We start from the raw sequence: 20,120 nt of genomic DNA, 5'->3' as shown, positions 1-20,120 counted from the left end.
CACAGGAGACGTGAGATGTGGAAACAATACGATATTCGGCTGAAACCCCGTGCCCGCGGTTTTCATTTGATTACCGATGAGGTGCTGGCGCAGGTGACGGATCTGCGTGACGTTAAGGTGGGGTTGCTGCATGTGTTTATCTGCCACACCTCGGCCTCGCTGACGCTCAATGAAAACGCCGATCCGACGGTACGGCAGGATTTTGAAAGCGCCTTTAACCATCTGGTACCGGAAGACGAGCCGTATTACCGCCATACCTACGAAGGCAGCGACGACATGCCGGCGCACCTGAAAAGCAGTTTGCTGGGCAGCAGCCTGATGTTGCCGGTGCGCAATGGTCGGCTGCATGTCGGCACCTGGCAGGGAATTTACCTGTGCGAACACCGCAATCACGGCGGCAGCCGTTCGCTGGTGGCGACGCTGCAAGGCGAGTAAGTTATTACAGTTTCTCGTGTTCCGCCGACGGTAAGACGGGCAGGTATGATTCCGATTCGTTTGTGTCCTGCGCCAGAATGCGCAGGGTAGCTCTATCTTTCCCCGCCTGCTTGGACTGATACAGTAGTTTATCCGCCGTTTCGATCGCCATGACAAAATCCGGTGATTGCCGATACTCGAATGTGCAACCGCCGATACTCACCGTGACGTGCCGGGCAATGTCGCCGTCAAGCGTAATCTGCAACTCGCGGATGCTGTCCAGAATGCGCGTGCTGAGGGTATTGAGATACGGTTTGTCCGGTGAGCGCGACAAAATCAGAAATTCTTCGCCGCCCCAGCGCACGGCGAGATCGTGGTGCGAAATATGCGTTTTTATGGTGTGGGAGACGGCCTGAATAATTTTATCGCCATTGCCGTGCCCATAGGTGTCGTTAATGTGCTTGAAGTTATCAATATCGCAGATCAAAACCGACAGCGTGGTCTCTTTGGGTATTTCCTGGACCTTTTTCCACAGGAATTTCCGGTTGTATAGCCCTGACAGATAATCGGTATAAACTTTCCGCTTGATAATGTTGATGGCGAAACGTTTGGCGTAATTCTTTTCACAAATGAGCATGATCACCAGACAGGAAATCAGGGTGTTCAGGCGATAGGAAATCAGGTTTTCAAGATAGATAAGCGAGGTGTCTTTCCAGTAGTCGCCATAATAACGTGTGGAGATAAGGGTATAGACGATGAATAGCGTCAGGCCCGACAGCAGGGCCGACGGATAGAAATTCAGTTTTATCGAAACCAGCGCCAGCGGGATAAGCAGCAGGATGGTTTGTTCCAGCGTGCTGCTTTGTATCAGCAGAATTTGCACCAGCACCGAGGCGGCGATCAGCATCGCGTCGGCTTTATGCCGCTGAACCGCCTTTAATAATGGCGCGCCTGCCCGTTTATAGGCCATCAATCCGGTCAGAATCAGGAACAGCAGAACGCCGGTGGCGATCTGTTCGGTCGCCCAGTCGAGCGATGCCATCACATAATTGCCGTTATCAAGCGAGTACAGCAGGCTGCAATATACCAACGACTGGAGCATGCTGGTCACCACTATCGGCGCACACAAAATGACCGTTCTTCGAATGGGGTAGTACAGGTTCTTAAACCGGATAACCGTCTGCAAGGACAGAAAATAGAGCGGCACAAACAGGCTGTCGATAACGCCGAGCAGCATCTGATTTTGTCGGGAAATATCCTGCGGGATGCTGAATGAGGCCGCCGTGTGGCTAATAAAAAACAGGACAAAAAAAACGGAGTAATGGAGCTGCTTTCTGTTGGTTATCGCCATGAAAGCCATAAAAGCGTTAACCGGCCAGAGCGGGGCGATTTTCGCATTCTGGATGTTAAATAAAAATAAATAAGATAAACAAAAAGATACCAATAAACCGGCACAAAAAAGTTTGGTTTTTTGACAGTCTGCCATTGTCGTTTAACGTCCGATTTTTTGTTGTGATTACACGAATCTATAACATTAGGCAGGGTCTCACAATTAAGCTAATGCGCCCAGGTCGAGCCTTTAGGCAGGCGGAGGAACCGCGCCGCGACACAGCGGCCGGGCGTGGTTAATGCTGTGCCAGAGAAATATCGTCGGAGAGGTATTCCACCACCACCTGATTACGGCCGCCATTTTTGGCTTTGTACAGCGCGTTGTCCGCCGTCTTGATGGCGATATCCAGCGCCGACTTCTGCGGGTTAAAGGTCGTCACGCCAATTGAAATGGTGACCTGATGGTGACGGGAACCAGGCATATAGACGGTGTTGGCGACGTTATTGCGCAGCCGTTCGGCAATTACCGTGGCGACATGAATATCCGCGCCCGGCAGCAGGATCAGGAATTCTTCGCCGCCAATGCGGCAGACCAGGTCGGTCTTGCGGAAGTTTTTACGGATCTGCTGGCTCAGTTTGCGGATCACCTCGTCGCCGACGTCGTGACCAAAAGAGTCATTGATCGTTTTGAAATGATCGATATCAATAGCGATCACCGAGACCTTCTTATATTCGCTGCGGATCTCTTCCATGCTTTCCAGCATGCCTCGTCGGTTCAACATGCCGGAAAGCAGGTCGGTATGGGCTTCCGAGCTGAGGCGGCCAATACGCTTGTGCAGCAATACAGTGCCCATCAGTAAGACCCGTTTTAGCTGTTCTGCTTCCAGGTACCAGGACTTGACCGAGCGGATTTTGCTAATGACGCCGAGCTGATCCATGCTGCTGGCCGATTTGGCCAACTGACGCAGCGGTTTGGAGATGTAATAGGCCAGAATGCTGAGCGCCAGCAGAGTAAGGATACCCAGCGGCGTGCCTTGCTTCAGGACGCTGAGCATCACATCGTTCAGCGCTTCCTCAAGCGAATGGAACGACTGCTGGGTGATAATAATCCAGTCCGCCTTCTGTGTTCGGATAAACGACGCCGGTGAAGGGATGCCTTGTTCATCCGGCATCATAAAACTGCCCTTACCCTGATTGGCGATCGAATTCAGAATATTCGCGTCGCTGAATTTTCTGCCAATCTGACTGGCGTCGCGGTGATAAATAATGGTGCCTTCTTTATCAATCACATAAGTATTAAAACTGTCATTGCTGAATTGCGTATTCATGAATTCATTCAGAATACGGCGGTTATTAAGATAAAGGGAACCGCCGATATAACCGAGATAATTACCGACGTCATCCACGATAGGGTAGGATATATAGACAATATAATTGCCGCTTAGGGACGTATGAGGCGCGCTAATAAAAAACCTTTTGGCTTTTAATGTCGTCATGTGTTCGTTTGAGGTAAGTGTGATGCCTGTCAAATTTAGCGACGTCGGCGAGGCTGCAATGACCTGGCTGTTTGCCGTAATCACCAACATCGAGTTGAATCCGTGGCTTAACTGATGAATACGTTGCAGCTCGGCTTGTAGCGACCGAAAATTACCGGACTGGATATGGTTGGCGATCAGCCTGGCGCTGTAGTCCAGCTGTTCTTCCGACGTAGAGAAAAAGTTATCCACGGTCGCGGATAATTTGGCTGAATAACTAGAGTTTACCTTAACTGCCTGTTCAATAAGCAATTTCTTTTGAACATGATAAAAGGTGAAATAGCTATTCAATAGCGTAACGAACATGCTGGAGAGAGAAATGAACAGGATTAAATGCAAAAGATTTATTTGTAGCAGTTTTTTTATCCGCATTTAGTTATATTTACCGGCTTATTACCATTTCTGGTTGCACAAAATGTGCAATTAATTCATTTCCCAATTAAGGTAGAATATCAGCCTTAATGATTAAGTATTAGTCAAGGTTTAAAATAGTGTCAACAGACGCTACGGGAAATTTTTAGCAGGAGCGGGAATAAGGGAAGGAACCGTGTTTTAATAAAATTAATTCCATGATTATGAATGTCGGATATAAGAATTGTTATCACGTCTGGCTACTTTTGATTAGCCTGGTATTAATTTCGTTTGGTTTTCTTGCTCCCTGGTTTGCTCAAAAATAGGGATTAAAGAAACCAGTCTGGCGACGGTCTTTTTAACTCATTCAGGCCGTTTACCCCGATCACCGTTCGCAATTTTTTTTGCAACTGATTATTTTTATTAATGAAAAATAGTCAGGTTGCTCTTCTTCTCCCTCTCTCTTTTTTAGCCGGCGTTGCCGCGGAACCTTGTTAACGTTTCGCTGCTGATATGCGTTAACCTTGAAAAGAGTATGTCTTTTTTGTGGTTATTTCCGATCGATATCTGAAAACCAATAGCCAATTGCTATTTATAGTTATTATTTGAATGTTTTTATCGATCGAATCATAAAGGTTGTTAGAATGAGGTGCCGATAGTAGGTCAGGGAGCAGGCCAGAGTGCATGTCATGGCGGCCGATGAATACTATTCCGCGTCCGGTCTTAGCCTTACTATTTTTGAATTTCTTTTTTTTATAATGTTTTTGTCTTACACACTGTGGAAAAGAAATGATTTTTGTCGCCTGAAAAGGGGATGAGAAGTATTTCATCGTGATGGCTGGCTGACGTATTAGCCTGATTGTTGCTGTGCCCTTATCACGATTACTGACAGTAACGGATGCGATGCCTGTTTTAACGCGGCTCTGTGTTTTGCCCCTGAGGACGTCATGTTTATGACATTTTGTTATTAGTAAAGGAGTGAGGAACTGAGAATGCGTTTATCTGACTGGCGAATTGGTTATCGTCTGGGGGCCGGATTTGCCGCCCTGGCAGCCATGCTGTTGATAGTGGGAATACTATCAATATTGAAGTTGTCGAGTTTTCATGACAATGCACGCGATATCGTACAAGAGATATATCCCAAAACTGTTGATGCCAATAATCTGATCGAAAATGTTAGTGAAGGTGTCAGGGTATTTCAGCAATTATTGCTGGTGTCTGGTGATGACAAAATCAAGTCCGTCACCGATCAAATTCCTCCTGTTTCCCAGGAAATTACCCGGCTGATGAGTGAGCTGGAAAAATACGCCAATGAATCCAATAATGCAAAAATTCAGCAGGTCATTAGTGATATTCGCACTATTCGTGCTGATTTTTTGAGTTCCGGCCAAAAAGTGATTGCGCTGGTGAAAGCCAATGATCGGGACGCGGCGATCAACGAATTCAACGACCACCTTAATCCGTTACAAAAAGCCTACCGCAAGGCGGTGCGCCAACTGGTGGATTATCAGGACGATATGATGATGAGTACTGTCGATAGCATGTCGGCTACCTATCATGAGATCCGTCTGGTCCTGCTGGCGATTCTGGGTGTCGGCGTGGCGCTCAGTGTGTGGATTGCCTTGGCGATCACCCGTAGCGTCACCCAGCCGATTCAGCAGGCGCTGGTGATGGCGGACCGCGTATCGCAGGGCGATCTCACCTCGCAAATTTCCACCAGCCGCAAGGATGAAGCCGGATTGCTCTTGCAGGCGCTGGACAACATGAACGACAGCCTGCGCCAGATTGTCGGCCAGGTGCGCGACGGCGCGGAGGCGATTTCCACCGCCGCCTCGCAAATTGCCGCGGGTAATCAGGATCTCTCGTCCCGTACCGAAGAACAGGCCAGCTCGCTGGAGCAGACGGCGGCGTCGATGGAAGAGCTGGTGTCGACCATCAAAAACACCGCGGAAAACACCCAGCAGGCCACGTCGATCGCCAATCAGGCGTCGTCGGCCGCGCACCGTAGCGGCGAAGTGATGCTGTCGGTCACCAATAAGATGCGGAGTATTCGTGAAGCCTCTATGCGTATGGCTGAAATCATCGGCGTGATCGATGGCATCGCGTTCCAGACCAACATTCTGGCGTTGAACGCCGCGGTGGAAGCCGCGCGTGCCGGCGAGCAGGGGCGCGGTTTCGCGGTAGTGGCCGGCGAGGTGCGTTCGCTGGCGCAGCGTAGCGCCACGGCGGCCAAAGAGATCAAGGAACTGATTGACGATTCGGTGGACAAGATTCAGGAAGGGATGCAACTGGTGGATACCGCCGAATCCACTATGGATGGCCTGACCGGTCACGTTAAAGATGTGCATAGCATTATCAACGAGATCTCGCAGGCCAGCCATGAGCAGAGCGATGGCATCAGCCAGATCAACATCGCGGTCGGACAAATCGACACTACCACCCAGCAGAACGCGGCGCTGGTGGAAGAGTCGGCATCCGCCGCGCTATCGCTGCAATCGCAGGCGTCGCTGCTGGCCGAAGCGGTCAGCGCGTTCCGCCTGACGCCGCAGGGCAGCAACGGAGCGCCGTCGCCGGCCCGTCGGACGGCGGCGCTATCCCACGCGCTGCCGTCTGCCGCTTCCGTTCGCCCGGTTGCGACTGAAAAACGTGCCGCCGCCACCGCTGGTAGCAATGACGACTGGACGTCGTTCTGAGTGATATTTCCCTCCCCGAGTGGGGGAGGGAATACTGCCGGATGAGGATAGAGAGAACATGTCGGTGCTGTGAAGGGTTTCGTGCGTGATAAACAGAGTCGTTTCTTTGCTACATCATCGCACGCACGACAAGGATAGGCTCAAACGCCGCCTCTCCTTGACCACTGGCTGGAGGCTAAACTACGCCGCTACGCGGTGCCTTCGGCGTTCGCCTTCGCTGTTCGGGCCGCCTGTGACGTGCTCCCAGCACGGCACAGGCTTTCGCCGCGTCCGTGCGGCTCACCCGGCGAAGTCGCCCACCTCAGCGTAGTTTTTAACGCCAGCAACCCCGCCAACCTCTGCCTACTCGGCAGTGAACGGCATGAATGAAACCACTGAATGAGGGTAAGATTTCTAAGCTGCCTATCCGGCAGTGAACTGTCTGCTCTGGTATGGTGGCTTCTTCAGTCATTTCTAAGCTGCCTACTCGGCAGTGAACTTGAACACTGCCGACCAGATTGCTGATGGCAATTTCTAAGCTGCCTACTCGGCAGTGAACTACCAGCATGGCCTTTGTCTTTGTGCGGCATATTTCTAAGCTGCCTACTCGGCAGTGAACGGGGATAGCAACCTGGTGAAAATCATCGCAATTTTCTAAGCTGCCTACTCGACAGTGAACGCCCTCTGTGTCGATGCATCCATTTCAAGAACTTTCTAAGCTGCCTACTCGGCAGTGAACTTACATTTGCCCGAAATGCGGATTCAAGCCGCTTTTCTAAGCTGCCTACTCGGCAGTGAACTAGACCAGACCGCCACCCGGTTTGTTGAATACTTTCTAAGCTGCCTACTCGGCAGTGAACATGTAGTTACTGACTTCGGGGGTAATTTCTTTCTTTCTAAGCTGCCTACTCGGCAGTGAACTCCGGGATTTCTCGGCGGATCAGCGTATCAGCTTTCTAAGCTGCCTACTCGGCAGTGAACTGATCATGGGCGGGGCATCAATGGCGCTGGGTTTTCTAAGCTGCCTACTCGGCAGTGAACAATAATAAGGTTGATATTGTATCAGGGAATTCTTTCTAAGCTGCCTACTCGGCAGTGAACTCCGTCTTTATGGCGTGCTCGGTGCTACCTTTTTTCTAAGCTGCCTACTCGGCAGTGAACTGCCTGTTGTAAGGCGGCGCGGATATCTTCCATTTCTAAGCTGCCTACTCGGCAGTGAACTGCCTGTTGTAAGGCGGCGCGGATATCTTCCATTTCTAAGCTGCCTACTCGGCAGTGAACTGTAGCTCGTTGACTCTAACCCTTTGTATCTCGGCCCACAATTGGCGATTTTCGCCGTCAGACCCTTTTTTTTCGGCCCTCGGTAACTTATTGATTTTTCAATGCCGAAAAAGGCGGCTGAAAAAAGGGTATCGAAGCGGGAAAAGTGTTTCTGGCGTCATTCACTTTCCCGTTTGGGCTGTGCTAGGCTGATTTTCGTTACTTTCCAGTAGATTACGTGTTTTCTAATTCATTATTAGCCTGCGTTTTATTACGCGGGTGGTGTTTGTCTATCACTGCGGCAGAGAGTCTGTTTTATGGATAACGTATTCAGCCCGTCGGATTTAAAAACCATTCTGCATTCCAAACGCGCCAATATTTATTACCTCCAGCATTGCCGTATTTTGGTGAATGGCGGACGGGTGGAATATGTCACTGAAGAAGGAAATCAGTCGCTGTACTGGAATATCCCTATCGCCAATACCAGCGTGGTGATGCTCGGCACCGGCACCTCGGTGACGCAGGCGGCGATGCGGGAATTTGCCCGCGCCGGGGTGATGGTCGGGTTTTGCGGCGGTGGGGGCACGCCGCTGTTCGCCGCCAATGAGGCCGAAGTGGCGGTGTCGTGGCTGTCGCCGCAGAGCGAGTACCGGCCTACCGAATATTTGCAGGATTGGGTCAGCTTCTGGTTTGACGAACAACAGCGGCTGGCAGCGGCCATTGCCTTTCAGCAGGTACGCATCGGGCAGATTCGCCAGCACTGGCTGGGAGGGCGACTGTCGCGCGAATCGCGTTTCGCCATCAAACCGGAACAGGTGGAAGCCTTGCTTAACCGCTATCAGCAAGGGCTGGTTGACTGTCGCACCGGTAACGATGTGCTGGTGCAGGAAGCGATGATGACCAAAGCGCTGTACCGGCTGGCGGCCAACGCGGTGAGCTATGGCGAGTTTACCCGTGCCAAACGCGGCGGCGGCACCGATCTGGCGAACCGCTTTCTCGACCACGGCAACTATCTGGCTTATGGGTTGGCGGCGGTGGCGCTGTGGGTGCTGGGCCTGCCGCATGGTCTGGCGGTGCTGCACGGCAAAACCCGGCGCGGCGGGCTGGTGTTTGATGTGGCCGATCTGATCAAAGACGCGCTGATTTTGCCGCAGGCGTTCATTGCCGCAATGGAAGGCGAAGACGAGCAGGATTTCCGCCAGCGCTGCCTGACGGCGTTTCGCCAGTCAGAGGCGCTGGATGTGATGATCGACAGCCTGCAACAGGTAGCGCAGCAGCGCAGCCAGGTGGCGCGATGAATATTCTGCTGGTTTCCGAATGCAACAAGCGGGCGCTGGTGGAAACCCGCCGGGTGCTGGATCAGTTCGCCGAGCGTAAGGGGGAGCGCACCTGGCAGACCGCCATCACCGCAGAAGGGCTGAAAACGCTGCGCCAGTTGCTGCGTAAAACCGCGCGACGTAACACCGCCGTCGCCTGTCACTGGATTCGCAGCGCCAATCACACCGAACTGCTGTGGATTGTCGGCAATCTGCGGCGTTTCAATCTGCAGGGCAGCGTACCGACCAACCGCACCGAGCGCGATATTCTGCGCAGCAACGATGAAAACCCGTGGCATAGCGCCGAAGCCTTCAGCCTGCTGGCGGCGATTGCCGGCTTGTTCCACGACATCGGCAAAGCCAATGGGTTATTTCAGGCCGGATTGCAGGGTAAAGGGCCGCGCAGCCAGCCTTATCGCCATGAATGGGTGTCGCTGCGGCTGTTTCAGGCGTTTGTCGGCGATCGGGATGACACCGGCTGGCTGATGGCGCTTACCGCCGTCAGCCCGGAGGATGAGGCTACGCTGCTGGCGCGGTTGCAGCAGGATGATCCGGAATCATGGGCATCACCGTTTCGCGCTTTGCCGCCGCTGGCGCAGGTGGTGGGCTGGCTGATTGTGTCGCATCACCGCTTGCCGCTGTTTCAGCCGTGGGAAAAGCAAGATGGCGACAACGTTTCGCCCGATCTGGCGTGCGCTGACCGTTGGCTTACCGGGCAGGTTTCACCGCGCTGGAATGCCGTCAACCATCTGAATTTTGATGGCAGCGATACGCAGTGGGAACAGGTGTGGCAATTCCCGCATGGCACGCCGCTGCAAAGTCGCGTCTGGTGCGAAAAGGCGCGCAAGTTCGCCGCCCGCGCGCTGAAATTGCCGTCGCTGATGACCTTCGGTCAGTTGGATCAACGGTTGACAGTGCATCTGGCGCGGCTGGTGTTGATGCTGGCGGATCACCATTACTCCTCTGCTGCCGCCACGACCGGCTGGCAGGATCCCCGCTATACGGTATGGGCTAACACGGATAGGAAGACCGGCAAACTTAAGCAGCAACTGGACGAACACTGCGTCGGCGTGGGGCAGAATGCGCTGTTGCTGGGGCGCAGCCTGCCGCACCTGCGCGACACGCTGCCCGCCATCACCCGGCACAAGGGCTTTCGCCAGTGCAGCACCGATGCGCGTTTTCGCTGGCAGGATAAAGCGTTTGATAAGGTTTGCGCGATACGTGAGCAGGCCGCCCGCCACGGCTTCTTTGGCGTCAACATGGCCTCTACCGGGCGCGGCAAGACGCTGGCCAATGCCCGCATCATGTACGCGCTGGCAGACGAATCCGCCGGGTGTCGCTTTTCGGTGGCGCTCGGTCTGCGCACGCTGACGCTGCAAACCGGCGACGCGCTGCGCCAGCGCCTGACGCTGGAGGAGGACGATCTGGCGGTATTGATCGGCTCGCAGGCGGTGCAGGAGCTGCATGAGCGACGGCAGCAAGAGGAACGTGCCGCGCAGACCGGCAGCGAATCCGCCGAGGCGCTGTTTGCGGAACATCAGTACGTCAGCTACGAAGGTTCGCTGGATGACGGGCGGCTGAAAACCTGGCTGGAAAAATCGCCGACGCTGCATCAACTGCTGAGCGCGCCGGTGCTGGTCACTACCATTGATCACCTGATGCCGGCGACCGAAAGCCTGCGCGGCGGTCATCAGATTGCACCGATGCTGCGGTTGCTGACCGCCGATCTGGTGCTGGACGAACCGGACGATTTCGGGCTGGAAGACCTGCCCGCGCTGTGTCGGCTGGTGAACTGGGCGGGGATGCTCGGTTCACGGGTGTTGCTGTCGTCCGCCACGCTGCCGCCGGCGCTGATTCGCGCGCTGTTCGAGGCTTATCTGAACGGTCGCGCTGCCTGGCAGCAGGCGTATGGCGAGCCGGGAACGCCGTTGGATATTTGCTGCGGCTGGTTTGATGAATTCGACAGTGACTGCCGGCAGTTGGCGAATACCGCCGCCTTTGCCGAACAGCATCAGGCGTTTGTCGCCGGGCGTATCGACAAGCTGCAACAGCAGGAATTGACGTTACGCTGGGCGGAGATTGAGCCGGTGACCAGCCCGTCGCAAGAGGCGAGCGCTGTGTGCCGGGCGGTGGCGCAAACCCTGCACCAACGGTTGTTTGCGCTGCATCAGCACCATCACCAGACGCATTCCGGCGGCAAAACCGTGTCGCTGGGGTTGATTCGCATGGCGAACATCAACCCGCTGGTGGCGGTGGCGCGTGCGCTGATGGAGATGCCTTCCCCGCCGGATTACTGCGTGCATTATTGCGTTTATCACAGCCAGCACCCGCTGGCGATGCGCTCCCACATCGAAGCGCGGCTGGATGCGGCGCTGATGCGCAAACACCCGGACGCACTGTGGCAGGTGGCGGAAATTCGTGACGCCATCGAACAGCAGCCGCAGCAGCATCATCTGTTTGTGGTGCTGGCGACGGCGGTGGCGGAAGTGGGCCGCGATCACGATTACGACTGGGCCATCGCTGAACCCAGCTCGATGCGTTCTTTTATTCAGTTGGCCGGGCGTATTCTGCGCCACCGCCAGCGTGAAGAGTTTGTGCCGACTTCGCCCAATTTTTATTTGCTGAGCCATAACGTGCAGGCGCTGAAAGGGGAACCGGTGGCGTTTTGCCGCCCCGGTTTTGAATCGAAAGATCGCCGACTGACCAGCCATGACCTGCGGGAATTGCTTAAACCGGAGGACTATCGTGCTATCAGCGCCGCGCCGCGTATTCAGCCACCGGAACTCAAAAAGCCGTTGACGCTGGTGACGCTGGAACATGCCGCGCTGGCCGGGAAACTGTTTGGGCAGAAAAACGTATCGCCTTCGCAGCCAACGGCGGTGCTGTGGTGGCGCGAACCGCTGCACTGGAACGGCGAACTGCAACGGCGCACGGCGTTTCGCCAGTCAGAACTACAGCAGCGCTACTGCCTGTGGCTGGATGACGAAAGCGACGCGCCGCGTTTTATGGTGCCGGACGACGGGCCGAGCGGCTGGAAAGACAGCGAGGCGATCCGGCCCGTAACGCTGACGCTGGCCGAGGGCGTCACCAGTTGGGTGCAGATGGACTGCGCCGCCCGCTATTCGCAACTGGCGGAGGAAAAACAGTGGGAACTGGCGTGGGTCAGCGCCCGCTTCGGTGAAATCAACCTGAGCAAGCGAGATAACCAATGGTTCTGGCATCCGCTGTTAGGGGTGTTTGGGGAGCAATCATGATGACAGGAGGAGGAATGGAGGAGAGTGAATTAAGGCAATTTATTGTCAGTTATATCGAAAATCGAAAGCAGGCCAAGCTGGATGCCTTCGATAAAGCCGCCGATAAGCAGCGGGCGGCGTTAAGCGGTGAGGCGCTGGCCGCGGCGGAGTTAACGTTGGTGCAGAAGCGGCGCAAGATAGAACATGCTTACGAGGTACGCACCTGGTTGACGGATGCTGCCTCTAAAGCGAGCCAAATAAAACGAGCAACGCATGTTTTGAAATTTACCCACAGTTCAGCAAAAGGAAGTAGTCGATTAGATTTGTTCAAGGATCTGTCGTTACCTTTTTTATCCACGGCATCATTAAGTCACCCGATTTTAGATACTGCGGTTGATAATGCGGCGGTTCTTGGTATTGCAACATTCTTGACCGAAGAGCATCAGGGTAATTCGCTGGTGGCGGCGCTACAGCGGGGCGACCACCGCTCATTGGGAGCGCTGGCAGAAAACCCGCAGCAGCTTGCGCAGTGGCTGGCAGGGTTTAAGCAAGTGCTGAGCGATAAGCAGCCCAGTTCTCATTCCCTTGCTAAACAGATCTACTTCCCGGTGGGTGATGGGGAATACCACTTACTCAGCCCGCTGTATTCGTCCTCGCTGTCGCAGGCGCTGGACCAACGCCTGAATGCGGTGCGCTTTGGCGAGCAGGCTAAAGCCATCCGCGAAGCCAGACGGCAGAAGCGCTGGCACGATGAGGTTGACGTCAACTACCCCGGTATTGCGGTGCAGAACATGGGCGGTGATAACAAGCAAAATGTCTCTGCCCTGAATGTCAAACGTAATGGTCGCTCCTATCTGTTCAACTGTTCGCCGCCACAGTGGCGCAGTCAGGATAAACCGCCGGTTGAGCATGACACCATCTTTCGTAACAGTGGTGAGCTGTATACACGGACTCGCGATCAACTCAGTGCGATGCGAAAATTTTTGCTCAGCGTCAAAGAGGTGGACAACAACCGCGAAATTCGCAATCAGCGCCGGCGCTACCTCGACCAGTTGATCGATACCTTGTTTGGCTATGTCGCCACGGTGCAAAACCTGCGCCCGGCGGGCTGGAGTGTGGATTCCCGTCTGAATGTTCCCCTGCAACTGTGGTTGGATCCGTTGCGCGGCTTGCAGGATAAGGATTTTCTGCGTGAACGCGACGCCGGTGACTGGCAGCGGGAGGTCGCTTATGAATTTGGCCGCTGGCTGAATGCGCGATTACAGCACGAGAAACTGATTTTCGGCGAAGTGGAGCGCCGCGAGTGGTCTACCGCTGCGTTGTTCAAACAGCGTCTGCGTGAAACCGAGCGACTGCTGAAGGAGGAACTGGCATGAGCAGCCTGATTATTCTGCGGCGTATTCAGGTGGAAAACGCCAACGCCATCGCCGGGCACACTTACGGTTTTCCCGCCATCAGCCATTTTCTCGGCTTTACCCACGCGCTGTCGCGCCAGTTGCAGCTATCACATGGCCTGACGCTGCAAGGCTGCGGCGTGGTGTGCCATCAGCACCAGTTGCACGCTTACGGCAGCGGCTGGAACCGCAGCTTTGCACTGACGCGCAACCCGCTGACCAAAGAAGAAAAAACCGCCGCCTTTAATGAAGAGGGGCGGATGCACCTCACCGTGTCGCTGCTGATGGAATGTCACGGCATGTTGCCCGGTGAAGACGGGCTTGAGGCGTTAAAACAGCTGTTGCAGCAACTGGCGCTGCGCCAGCGGCTGGCGGGCGGGTTGATTGTGGATATTGAACAGGTAAACGTTCATGACCTGCCTGCCGACGAGAGCAAGACCCGCGGCCTGATGCGTCGTTTGCTGCCGGGCTTTGTCTTGCTGGACCGCACCCCGCTGCTGCTGTCGCATCATCAGACTTTACAGCAGAGTGACCCGCAGGCAGAGATGCTGGATGCCTGGCTGGATTTCGCCGCCCTGAAACATCACGCGGTGCGCTCCCCTGACGATGACGTGAGCTGGCAGCCGCTGCCCAAGCCTGACGGCGGCTATCTGGTGCCGCTGATGACCGGCTACCGCGCCATTTCGCCGCTGTACGCCCCCGGCGAGGTGGAGAAAACCCGCGACCCGTCGACCCGGTTCTGTTTTGCCGAGGCCATTTACGGCGTTGGCGAATGGCGCGGCGCGCATCGCATTAATGATATCAACCGTATCCTCTGGCGTTACCACTATCAAAACGGCACCTACCGATGCCTGCAAACCGCTGACGACCTGAACAGCGCGGCGGATGATTACGACGAACTCGAATTCAATTACTGAGAAAAGGATTAAGAACATGGCAAAAGCAGCAACCACGTTGAAAACCGCATCGGTACTGGCGTTTGAGCGCAAGCTGGCGAATTCCGATGCGTTGATGTTGGCGGGCAACTGGCAGCAGGACCAGTGGACGCCGGTAGTGATTCAGGAAAAATCGGTGCGCGGCACCATCTCCAACCGGTTGAAAAACGCCGTCAGCAGCGACCCGGCCAAGCTGGATGCCGAAATTCAGAAAGCCAACCTGCAAACGGTGGATGTAGCAGCGCTGCCGTTTGATGCCGACACGCTGAAAGTGGTTTTTACACTGCGGGTGCTGGGCAATCTGGCGCTGCCATCGGTGTGTAACGATCAGGATTATCAGCAGGCGCTGACCGAACTGATTAACGGCTACGCCCGCGAGCAGGGCTTTGGCGTGCTGGCGGCGCGTTACGCCGAGAACATCGCCAGCGGTCGTTTCCTGTGGCGCAACCGTATCGGCGCAGAAGCGGTGCAGGTGGTAGTGACACATAACGATAAGCGTTGGGAATTCAACGGCGAAGATTACTCGCTGCGCCAGTTTAGCCAACCGTCTGGCGCGCTGGCCGAGTTAGCGCACGCCATTGAGCAGGCGCTGGCGGGGAGTGATTCAGCGTTCTTCCGCGTGGAAGCGCAGGTGAAGCTGGGCAACGGGCAGGAAGTGTTCCCGTCGCAGGAACTGGTGCTGGATGAGCGGGCGCGCAGCGGCAAGAGCAAGATTCTGTATCAGGTCAACGACGTGGCGGCGATCCATTCACAGAAAATCGGCAACGCGCTGCGCACCGTCGATGACTGGCACCCGGAAGCGGCGGAAACCGGGCCGATCGCGGTCGAACCCTATGGCTCGGTGACCAGCCGCGGCCGTGCCTACCGTCAGCCGAAAGATAAAATGGATTTCTACACGTTGCTGGATAACTGGGTAATCAAAGGCAACGTGCCGGAGGTGGCGCAGCAGCATTACGTGATCGCCACGCTGATTCGCGGCGGGGTGTTCGGCGAGAAAGGCGAGTAACGCGCTATGGACCACTATATCGAGATTCGGGTGCTGCCCGACCCGGAGTTCAGCGGCGTGCAGTTGCTGAGCGCGCTGTTCGCCAAGCTGCACCGGGCGCTGGGGCAGCGGGCGACGGGCGCCATCGGGGTGAGCTTTCCGGATGCGGGCAAAACGCTGGGGGAACGGCTACGGCTGCACGGCAGCGTGCAGGAACTGGCGGCGCTGGAGCAAACCGGCTGGCTGAAAGGGCTGCGCGACTATACCGCCATTACCGAGCCGCTACCGGTGCCGGCGGGGGCGAAGCACCGCATCGTGCGCCGGGTGCAGGTGAAAAGCAGCGCTGAGCGACTGCGCCGCCGGGCGGTGAACAAAGGCCGGATGACTGAGGATGAAGCCGCTGCCCGCATTCCCTATGCGGTGGAAAAACGCACCTCGCTGCCGTATCTGCCGCTGCGCAGCCTCTCCAACGGACAAGCGTTTTTACTGTTTGTCGAGCACGGCCCGTTGCAGGACAAACCGGTCGCCGGAGCGTTCTCCAGTTACGGGTTAAGCGCCGCCGCCACCATCCCGTGGTTTTGACCCTTTTTTTGCGGCCAGAGCTAACGTATTGATTTTAAATACCGAAATCTGGCCGCCAGAAAAAAGGTTTTTTTCGTCAAAATAGCGTTTTTTCTTTAATAATCAGGTGATAAGCGATAATTCACTACAGTTCACTGCCGTGTAGGCAGCTTAGAAAACGACATGGATGCAACATACGCACAAAACGTAGTTCACTGCCGTGTAGGCAGCTTAGAAAACTGGGCTAAATTTTGTCTCCCCGATATTGTCAGTTCACTGCCGTGTAGGCAGCTTAGAAATACGTGCAGCACCGGACCCAGGTCAGCCAGGCGTTCACTGCCGTGTAGGCAGCTTAGAAAGGAGTACACCCACGCACCGAACTGGTCCAGAAGTTCACTGCCGTATAGGCAGCTTAGAAAGCATAGGATATTAGTCACATGAAAACCATCAAGTTCACTGCCGTATAGGCAGCTTAGAAAGCCGCCGGCGTGGTCGGTGCGGCGCTGCCGGAGTTCACTGCCGTATAGGCAGCTTAGAAAGCCGCCGGCGTGGTCGGTGCGGCGCTGCCGGAGTTCACTGCCGTATAGGCAGCTTAGAAACAATCCTCAACTTCGCGTTTTAACTCCCTGATGTTCACTGCCGTATAGGCAGCTTAGAAAACTCAGGATAAGCCATGACGCTTTGTCTTATTGTTCACTGCCGTATAGGCAGCTTAGAAAAACATCCATCGGGATGATCGCTGCAGCGAATCGTTCACTGCCGTGTAGGCAGCTTAGAAATTGTTGTGCGGGCTGCGTTGTTGAGGCCGCCAGTTCACTGCCGTGTAGGCAGCTTAGAAAAGTCAGGAGTTACACAAAACTGTTCTGAAAGGGTTCTCTGCCGTACAGGCAGCGGTTGACGGGGTTTCTGGCGTTAAAAACTACGCTGAGGTGGGCGACTTCGCCGGGTGAGCCGCACGGACGCGGCGAAAGCCTGTGCCGTGCTGGGAGCACGTCACAGGCGGCCCGAACAGCGAAGGCGAACGCCGAAGGCACCGCGTAGCGGCGTAGTTTAGCCTCCAGCCAGTGGTCAAGGAGAGGCGGCGTTTGAGCCTATCCTTGTCGTGCGTGCGATGATGTGGCAAAGAAGCGACACGGTTTATCCCGCACGAAATGACTCGCTACCCCGGCATATATTCACCAGTAACTCAAACTCCCGCTGTTTTTCAACAGCCCCATTCCCGCACAGGAATAAAAAAATCCCCCACCCGTTACCGGCTGGGGGAAAAGGCGTAAAAAAGTGAAAGGAATAACTTACTGTACGGCAGCGAAGGCGGCAGCCACGCGCTGCACGTTGTGATGGTTTAAACCGGCGATGCAGATACGGCCGCTGGCGATAAGGTACACGCCGAACTCTTCGCGCAGGCGGTCCACCTGTGCGGCGCTAAAGCCGGTGTAGCTGAACATGCCGCGCTGGGTCAGCAGGTAGTCGAAGTTGCGATTCGGCAGCGCTTTTTTCAGTTCATCCACCAGCGTCTGGCGCATTTCCAGAATGCGCAGGCGCATGGCTTCCACTTCTTCATGCCAGCTGGCGTTGAGCGAGCTATCGTTCAGCACGCGCGATACCACCTGCGCGCCGAAGCTCGGCGGGCTGGAGTAGTTGCGGCGCACGGTGGCTTTCAACTGGCCGAGTACGCGGCCGGCGGCGTCCTGGTCTTCGCACACCACGGACAACCCGCCGACGCGCTCGCCATACAGCGAGAAGATTTTGGAAAACGAGTTGCTGACCAGCGCGGGCAGGCCGGCGCTGGCGATGGCGCGGATGGCGTACGCATCGTCGTCCATGCCGCCGCCAAAACCCTGATAGGCGATATCAAGGAACGGCACCAGTTCGCCTTTGATCAGCACTTCGATGACGCGGTCCCACTCGGCGTGGGTCAGGTCTGAGCCGGTCGGGTTGTGGCAGCACGGATGCAGCAGCACGATGCTGCGCGGCGGCAACTGTTTCAGGGCGTTGATCATGCCTTCCACGTTGACGCCCAGCGTGTCGGCGTCAAAGTACGGGTAGGTGTGCACCGTAAAGCCCGCGCCGGAGAAAATGGCGATGTGGTTTTCCCAGGTCGGGTCGCTAACCCAGACTTCGGAATCCGGAAAATAGCATTTGAGGAAATCTGCGCCCACTTTCAGCGCGCCGGAACCGCCCAGCGTCTGGATGGTGGCGATGCGCTGCGCGGTGAGCGCCGGGTGGTGTTCGCCGAACAGCAGCGTCTGTACCGCGCTGCGGTAGGCGGCCAACCCTTCCATCGGCAGATAGACCGAAGCCTGCTGCGGCTCGGCCTGCATCTGTGTTTCCGCGGCGCTGACCGCCTGCAACTGGGGAATGACGCCCTGTCCGTCGTAATAAAGCCCAATACTGAGGTTTACTTTGTCAGTACGCGGGTCTTGTTTGAATTTTTCCATCAGGGACAGGATAGGGTCGCCAGCGTAGGCGTCAACATTCTGGAACACGGTCGGTAACTCTCCTGAGATATAAAGGGTCAAGCTGTTCGCTAGGCGGTATAACGGCCAGGTCGATGATTCATGGCGATAATCAGATTCAGCGCCGCCGCACCCAGCACAGACGCGATCAGCATAGGTATGCTTACCACGAACAGGGAAGTCAGCACAATGGTAACATCCACCGCCATCTGGAATTTTCCGGCGCGGATTCCACTTTTGTCCTGTAAATAGAGCGCCAGAATATTCACCCCGCCCAGACTGGCGCGATGCCGGAACAGCACAATGAACCCCAGCCCCATAATCAGGTTGCCAAACAGCGTGGCGTAAATCGGTTGCAGGTGGTCAAAATGGATGAATAACGGGTGCAGGTCGGAAAACAGCGACACCATCGCTACCGCGCAGAAGGTTTTGATCGTGAATTGCCAGCCCATACGCCGAATGGCGAGGTAATAAAACGGCAGATTAAGCAGGAAGAACGCGGCGCCGAACGAGATATGGGTGGCGTAGTGCAACAGAAACGCCATCCCGGCGGTGCCGCCGGTCAGCGCTCCCGCCTGACGCAGCATAATAACCCCGAAGGACACCATCAGGGTGCCGATAAGCAGCGCCAGAACGTCTTCCAGCAGCGTATGTGAAACCGGTTGGGGGGTAATGACGTTATCCATGAAATATCGCCTGATAAAAGAAGGAATACCTGTCTTTTCAAGCAAAAAGCGCACCAGTCGTTATGACGGCAGGTATCGTTTGAAGGTTTTCTGTACGGGAGAAGGGGTAAGGCATTGAATGCACAGGATGAATTTATTATGCGTGTTTTGTGCGCACATTGTGGTTTTTGTGGTTATGTCGTGTGTTTATTTTGTTTTGGGTGCAAGAGTTATGCAATCTTGCACCGTGTGGAAGCAGCGTCCGCACCAATTTAGGGCAACACGGTCGCCGGCGCCATCAGACCGTTCTCTTTCAGGCGGTTGAGCACCACCGAGGTTTTCAGGTGCGCCACGCTTTTGTTGCGCGCCAGAATCTGGCTGATCAGCGCGCTCAGGCCGTGCAGGTCCGCCACCGCCACTTTCAGCATGTAATCCGCGTCGCCGGTGGTTTTGTAGGCGTCGATAATGGCGTCGACTTCGCCCAGCATCTGGTGAAAGCTGTCTACACATTCCTGAGTGTGATTGATTAATCGCACTTCAATCAGGCCCATCACTTCCAGCCCGACCGCATCCGGCGCCAGTCGGGCATGATACCCGAGAATCAGTTGCGCCTGTTCGAGGGCAATACGACGACGAGAACACTGTGAGGCAGACAGCCCAACCAGATCGCTGAGTTCCTGATTGGTAAGGCGTCCGTTCGCCTGCAGCAGTGTGAGGATCTTCAGATCAAAATCATCAATGTTGTACATAGCCCTGCCTTGCCAGAAGCACAAAAAGACAGACTATCAGCTTTTTTTACTTCCGGAAGTTTGTTGTTTGCCATCTTATGCCGCCAGCGCGTTTTTCCGTCTGACCGGCTGCACCATCCTGGTTCATTTTAGTGTATGTCGGCCAGGCTGCCTGGTGATTTCATGCAAATTCTGAATGTTTTTCACACTAAATCAACGCGATGGCTGTTTTGTTGCAAAAAGCGTGAATGTGAAACTTTTTTTAAATTGATTCAGTTTGTTAAGC

Annotated in this window: 13 protein-coding genes and 2 CRISPR repeat arrays; of the genes, 8 read left to right on the top strand and 5 right to left on the bottom strand. The window is 55.2% G+C overall.

Going from position 1 to position 20,120, the window contains the following annotated elements; all coding sequences use genetic code 11:
• Positions 1 to 15 precede the first annotated feature (15 nt).
• On the top strand, positions 16 to 435 hold the full coding sequence (locus tag CVE23_RS18340; protein WP_039692539.1) for a secondary thiamine-phosphate synthase enzyme YjbQ: 420 nt from the start codon (positions 16 to 18) through the stop codon (positions 433 to 435).
• A 4-nt stretch (positions 436 to 439) separates the two neighbouring features.
• Here the strand turns inward: CVE23_RS18340 and CVE23_RS18335 are convergent, their stop codons facing one another.
• Together CVE23_RS18335 and CVE23_RS18330 are read right to left on the bottom strand one after the other, a co-directional pair.
• On the bottom strand, positions 440 to 1,765 hold the full coding sequence (locus CVE23_RS18335) for a GGDEF domain-containing protein (RefSeq protein WP_167389555.1): 1,326 nt from the start codon (positions 1,763 to 1,765) through the stop codon (positions 440 to 442).
• A gap of 274 nt (positions 1,766 to 2,039) precedes the next feature.
• Positions 2,040 to 3,584, bottom strand: coding sequence for a sensor domain-containing diguanylate cyclase (locus CVE23_RS18330; RefSeq protein WP_225622699.1), 1,545 nt, complete (start codon positions 3,582 to 3,584; stop codon positions 2,040 to 2,042).
• Positions 3,585 to 4,621: 1,037 nt separating this feature from the next.
• Here CVE23_RS18330 and CVE23_RS18325 point away from each other — a divergent pair.
• The 7 genes from CVE23_RS18325 (at position 4,622) to cas6f (ending at position 16,006) form a co-directional block, all read left to right on the top strand.
• Positions 4,622 to 6,322 carry a methyl-accepting chemotaxis protein gene (locus CVE23_RS18325; RefSeq protein WP_100850099.1) on the top strand — a complete coding sequence of 567 codons (1,701 nt, stop codon included), beginning with the start codon at positions 4,622 to 4,624 and terminating at the stop codon, positions 6,320 to 6,322.
• Between the two features lie 390 nt (positions 6,323 to 6,712).
• Positions 6,713 to 7,582: a CRISPR direct-repeat array (repeat unit 28 nt; unit sequence TTTCTAAGCTGCCTACTCGGCAGTGAAC).
• Positions 7,583 to 7,878: 296 nt separating this feature from the next.
• Positions 7,879 to 8,859: a type I-F CRISPR-associated endonuclease Cas1f gene (cas1f, locus tag CVE23_RS18315; protein ID WP_038920154.1), complete on the top strand. Its 981-nt coding sequence runs from the start codon at positions 7,879 to 7,881 to the stop codon at positions 8,857 to 8,859.
• Complete coding sequence (gene cas3f / locus CVE23_RS18310) at positions 8,856 to 12,131, top strand: type I-F CRISPR-associated helicase Cas3f (RefSeq protein WP_100850097.1); 3,276 nt, start codon at positions 8,856 to 8,858, stop codon at positions 12,129 to 12,131. The genes cas1f and cas3f overlap by 4 nt, the downstream gene beginning before the upstream one ends.
• A 14-nt stretch (positions 12,132 to 12,145) precedes the next feature.
• Positions 12,146 to 13,486, top strand: a complete 1,341-nt coding sequence (gene csy1, locus CVE23_RS18305; RefSeq protein WP_100850096.1) for a type I-F CRISPR-associated protein Csy1 — start codon at positions 12,146 to 12,148, stop codon at positions 13,484 to 13,486.
• Complete coding sequence (csy2, locus tag CVE23_RS18300) at positions 13,483 to 14,421, top strand: type I-F CRISPR-associated protein Csy2 (protein WP_100850095.1); 939 nt, start codon at positions 13,483 to 13,485, stop codon at positions 14,419 to 14,421. The genes csy1 and csy2 overlap by 4 nt, the downstream gene beginning before the upstream one ends.
• Positions 14,422 to 14,437: 16 nt before the next feature.
• Positions 14,438 to 15,445 carry a type I-F CRISPR-associated protein Csy3 gene (gene csy3 / locus CVE23_RS18295; protein ID WP_100850094.1) on the top strand — a complete coding sequence of 336 codons (1,008 nt, stop codon included), beginning with the start codon at positions 14,438 to 14,440 and terminating at the stop codon, positions 15,443 to 15,445.
• 6 nt (positions 15,446 to 15,451) lie between these two features.
• Complete coding sequence (gene cas6f / locus CVE23_RS18290; RefSeq protein WP_100850093.1) at positions 15,452 to 16,006, top strand: type I-F CRISPR-associated endoribonuclease Cas6/Csy4; 555 nt, start codon at positions 15,452 to 15,454, stop codon at positions 16,004 to 16,006.
• A 129-nt stretch (positions 16,007 to 16,135) separates the two neighbouring features.
• Positions 16,136 to 16,824: direct repeats of the CRISPR family, unit length 28 nt; unit sequence GTTCACTGCCGTGTAGGCAGCTTAGAAA.
• A gap of 453 nt (positions 16,825 to 17,277) precedes the next feature.
• Here the strand turns inward: cas6f and CVE23_RS18280 are convergent.
• From CVE23_RS18280 to CVE23_RS18270, 3 genes are all read right to left on the bottom strand, one after another.
• Complete coding sequence (locus tag CVE23_RS18280) at positions 17,278 to 18,471, bottom strand: amino acid aminotransferase (protein WP_100850091.1); 1,194 nt, start codon at positions 18,469 to 18,471, stop codon at positions 17,278 to 17,280.
• A gap of 41 nt (positions 18,472 to 18,512) precedes the next feature.
• The gene (locus CVE23_RS18275; RefSeq protein WP_100850090.1) at positions 18,513 to 19,127 is read right to left on the bottom strand and encodes a YitT family protein; all 615 of its coding nucleotides are present in this window, start codon (positions 19,125 to 19,127) and stop codon (positions 18,513 to 18,515) included.
• Between the two features lie 251 nt (positions 19,128 to 19,378).
• Positions 19,379 to 19,855 carry an Lrp/AsnC family transcriptional regulator gene (locus tag CVE23_RS18270; RefSeq protein WP_033112060.1) on the bottom strand — a complete coding sequence of 159 codons (477 nt, stop codon included), beginning with the start codon at positions 19,853 to 19,855 and terminating at the stop codon, positions 19,379 to 19,381.
• Between the last annotated feature and the right edge of the window lie 265 nt (positions 19,856 to 20,120).

Origin of the sequence: Dickeya fangzhongdai (assembly GCF_002812485.1) — a bacterium.
GTDB classification, from domain to species: domain Bacteria; phylum Pseudomonadota; class Gammaproteobacteria; order Enterobacterales; family Enterobacteriaceae; genus Dickeya; species Dickeya fangzhongdai.
Note: the sequence above shows the minus strand (reverse complement) of the source record. Positions and strands in the feature narration are given on the sequence as shown.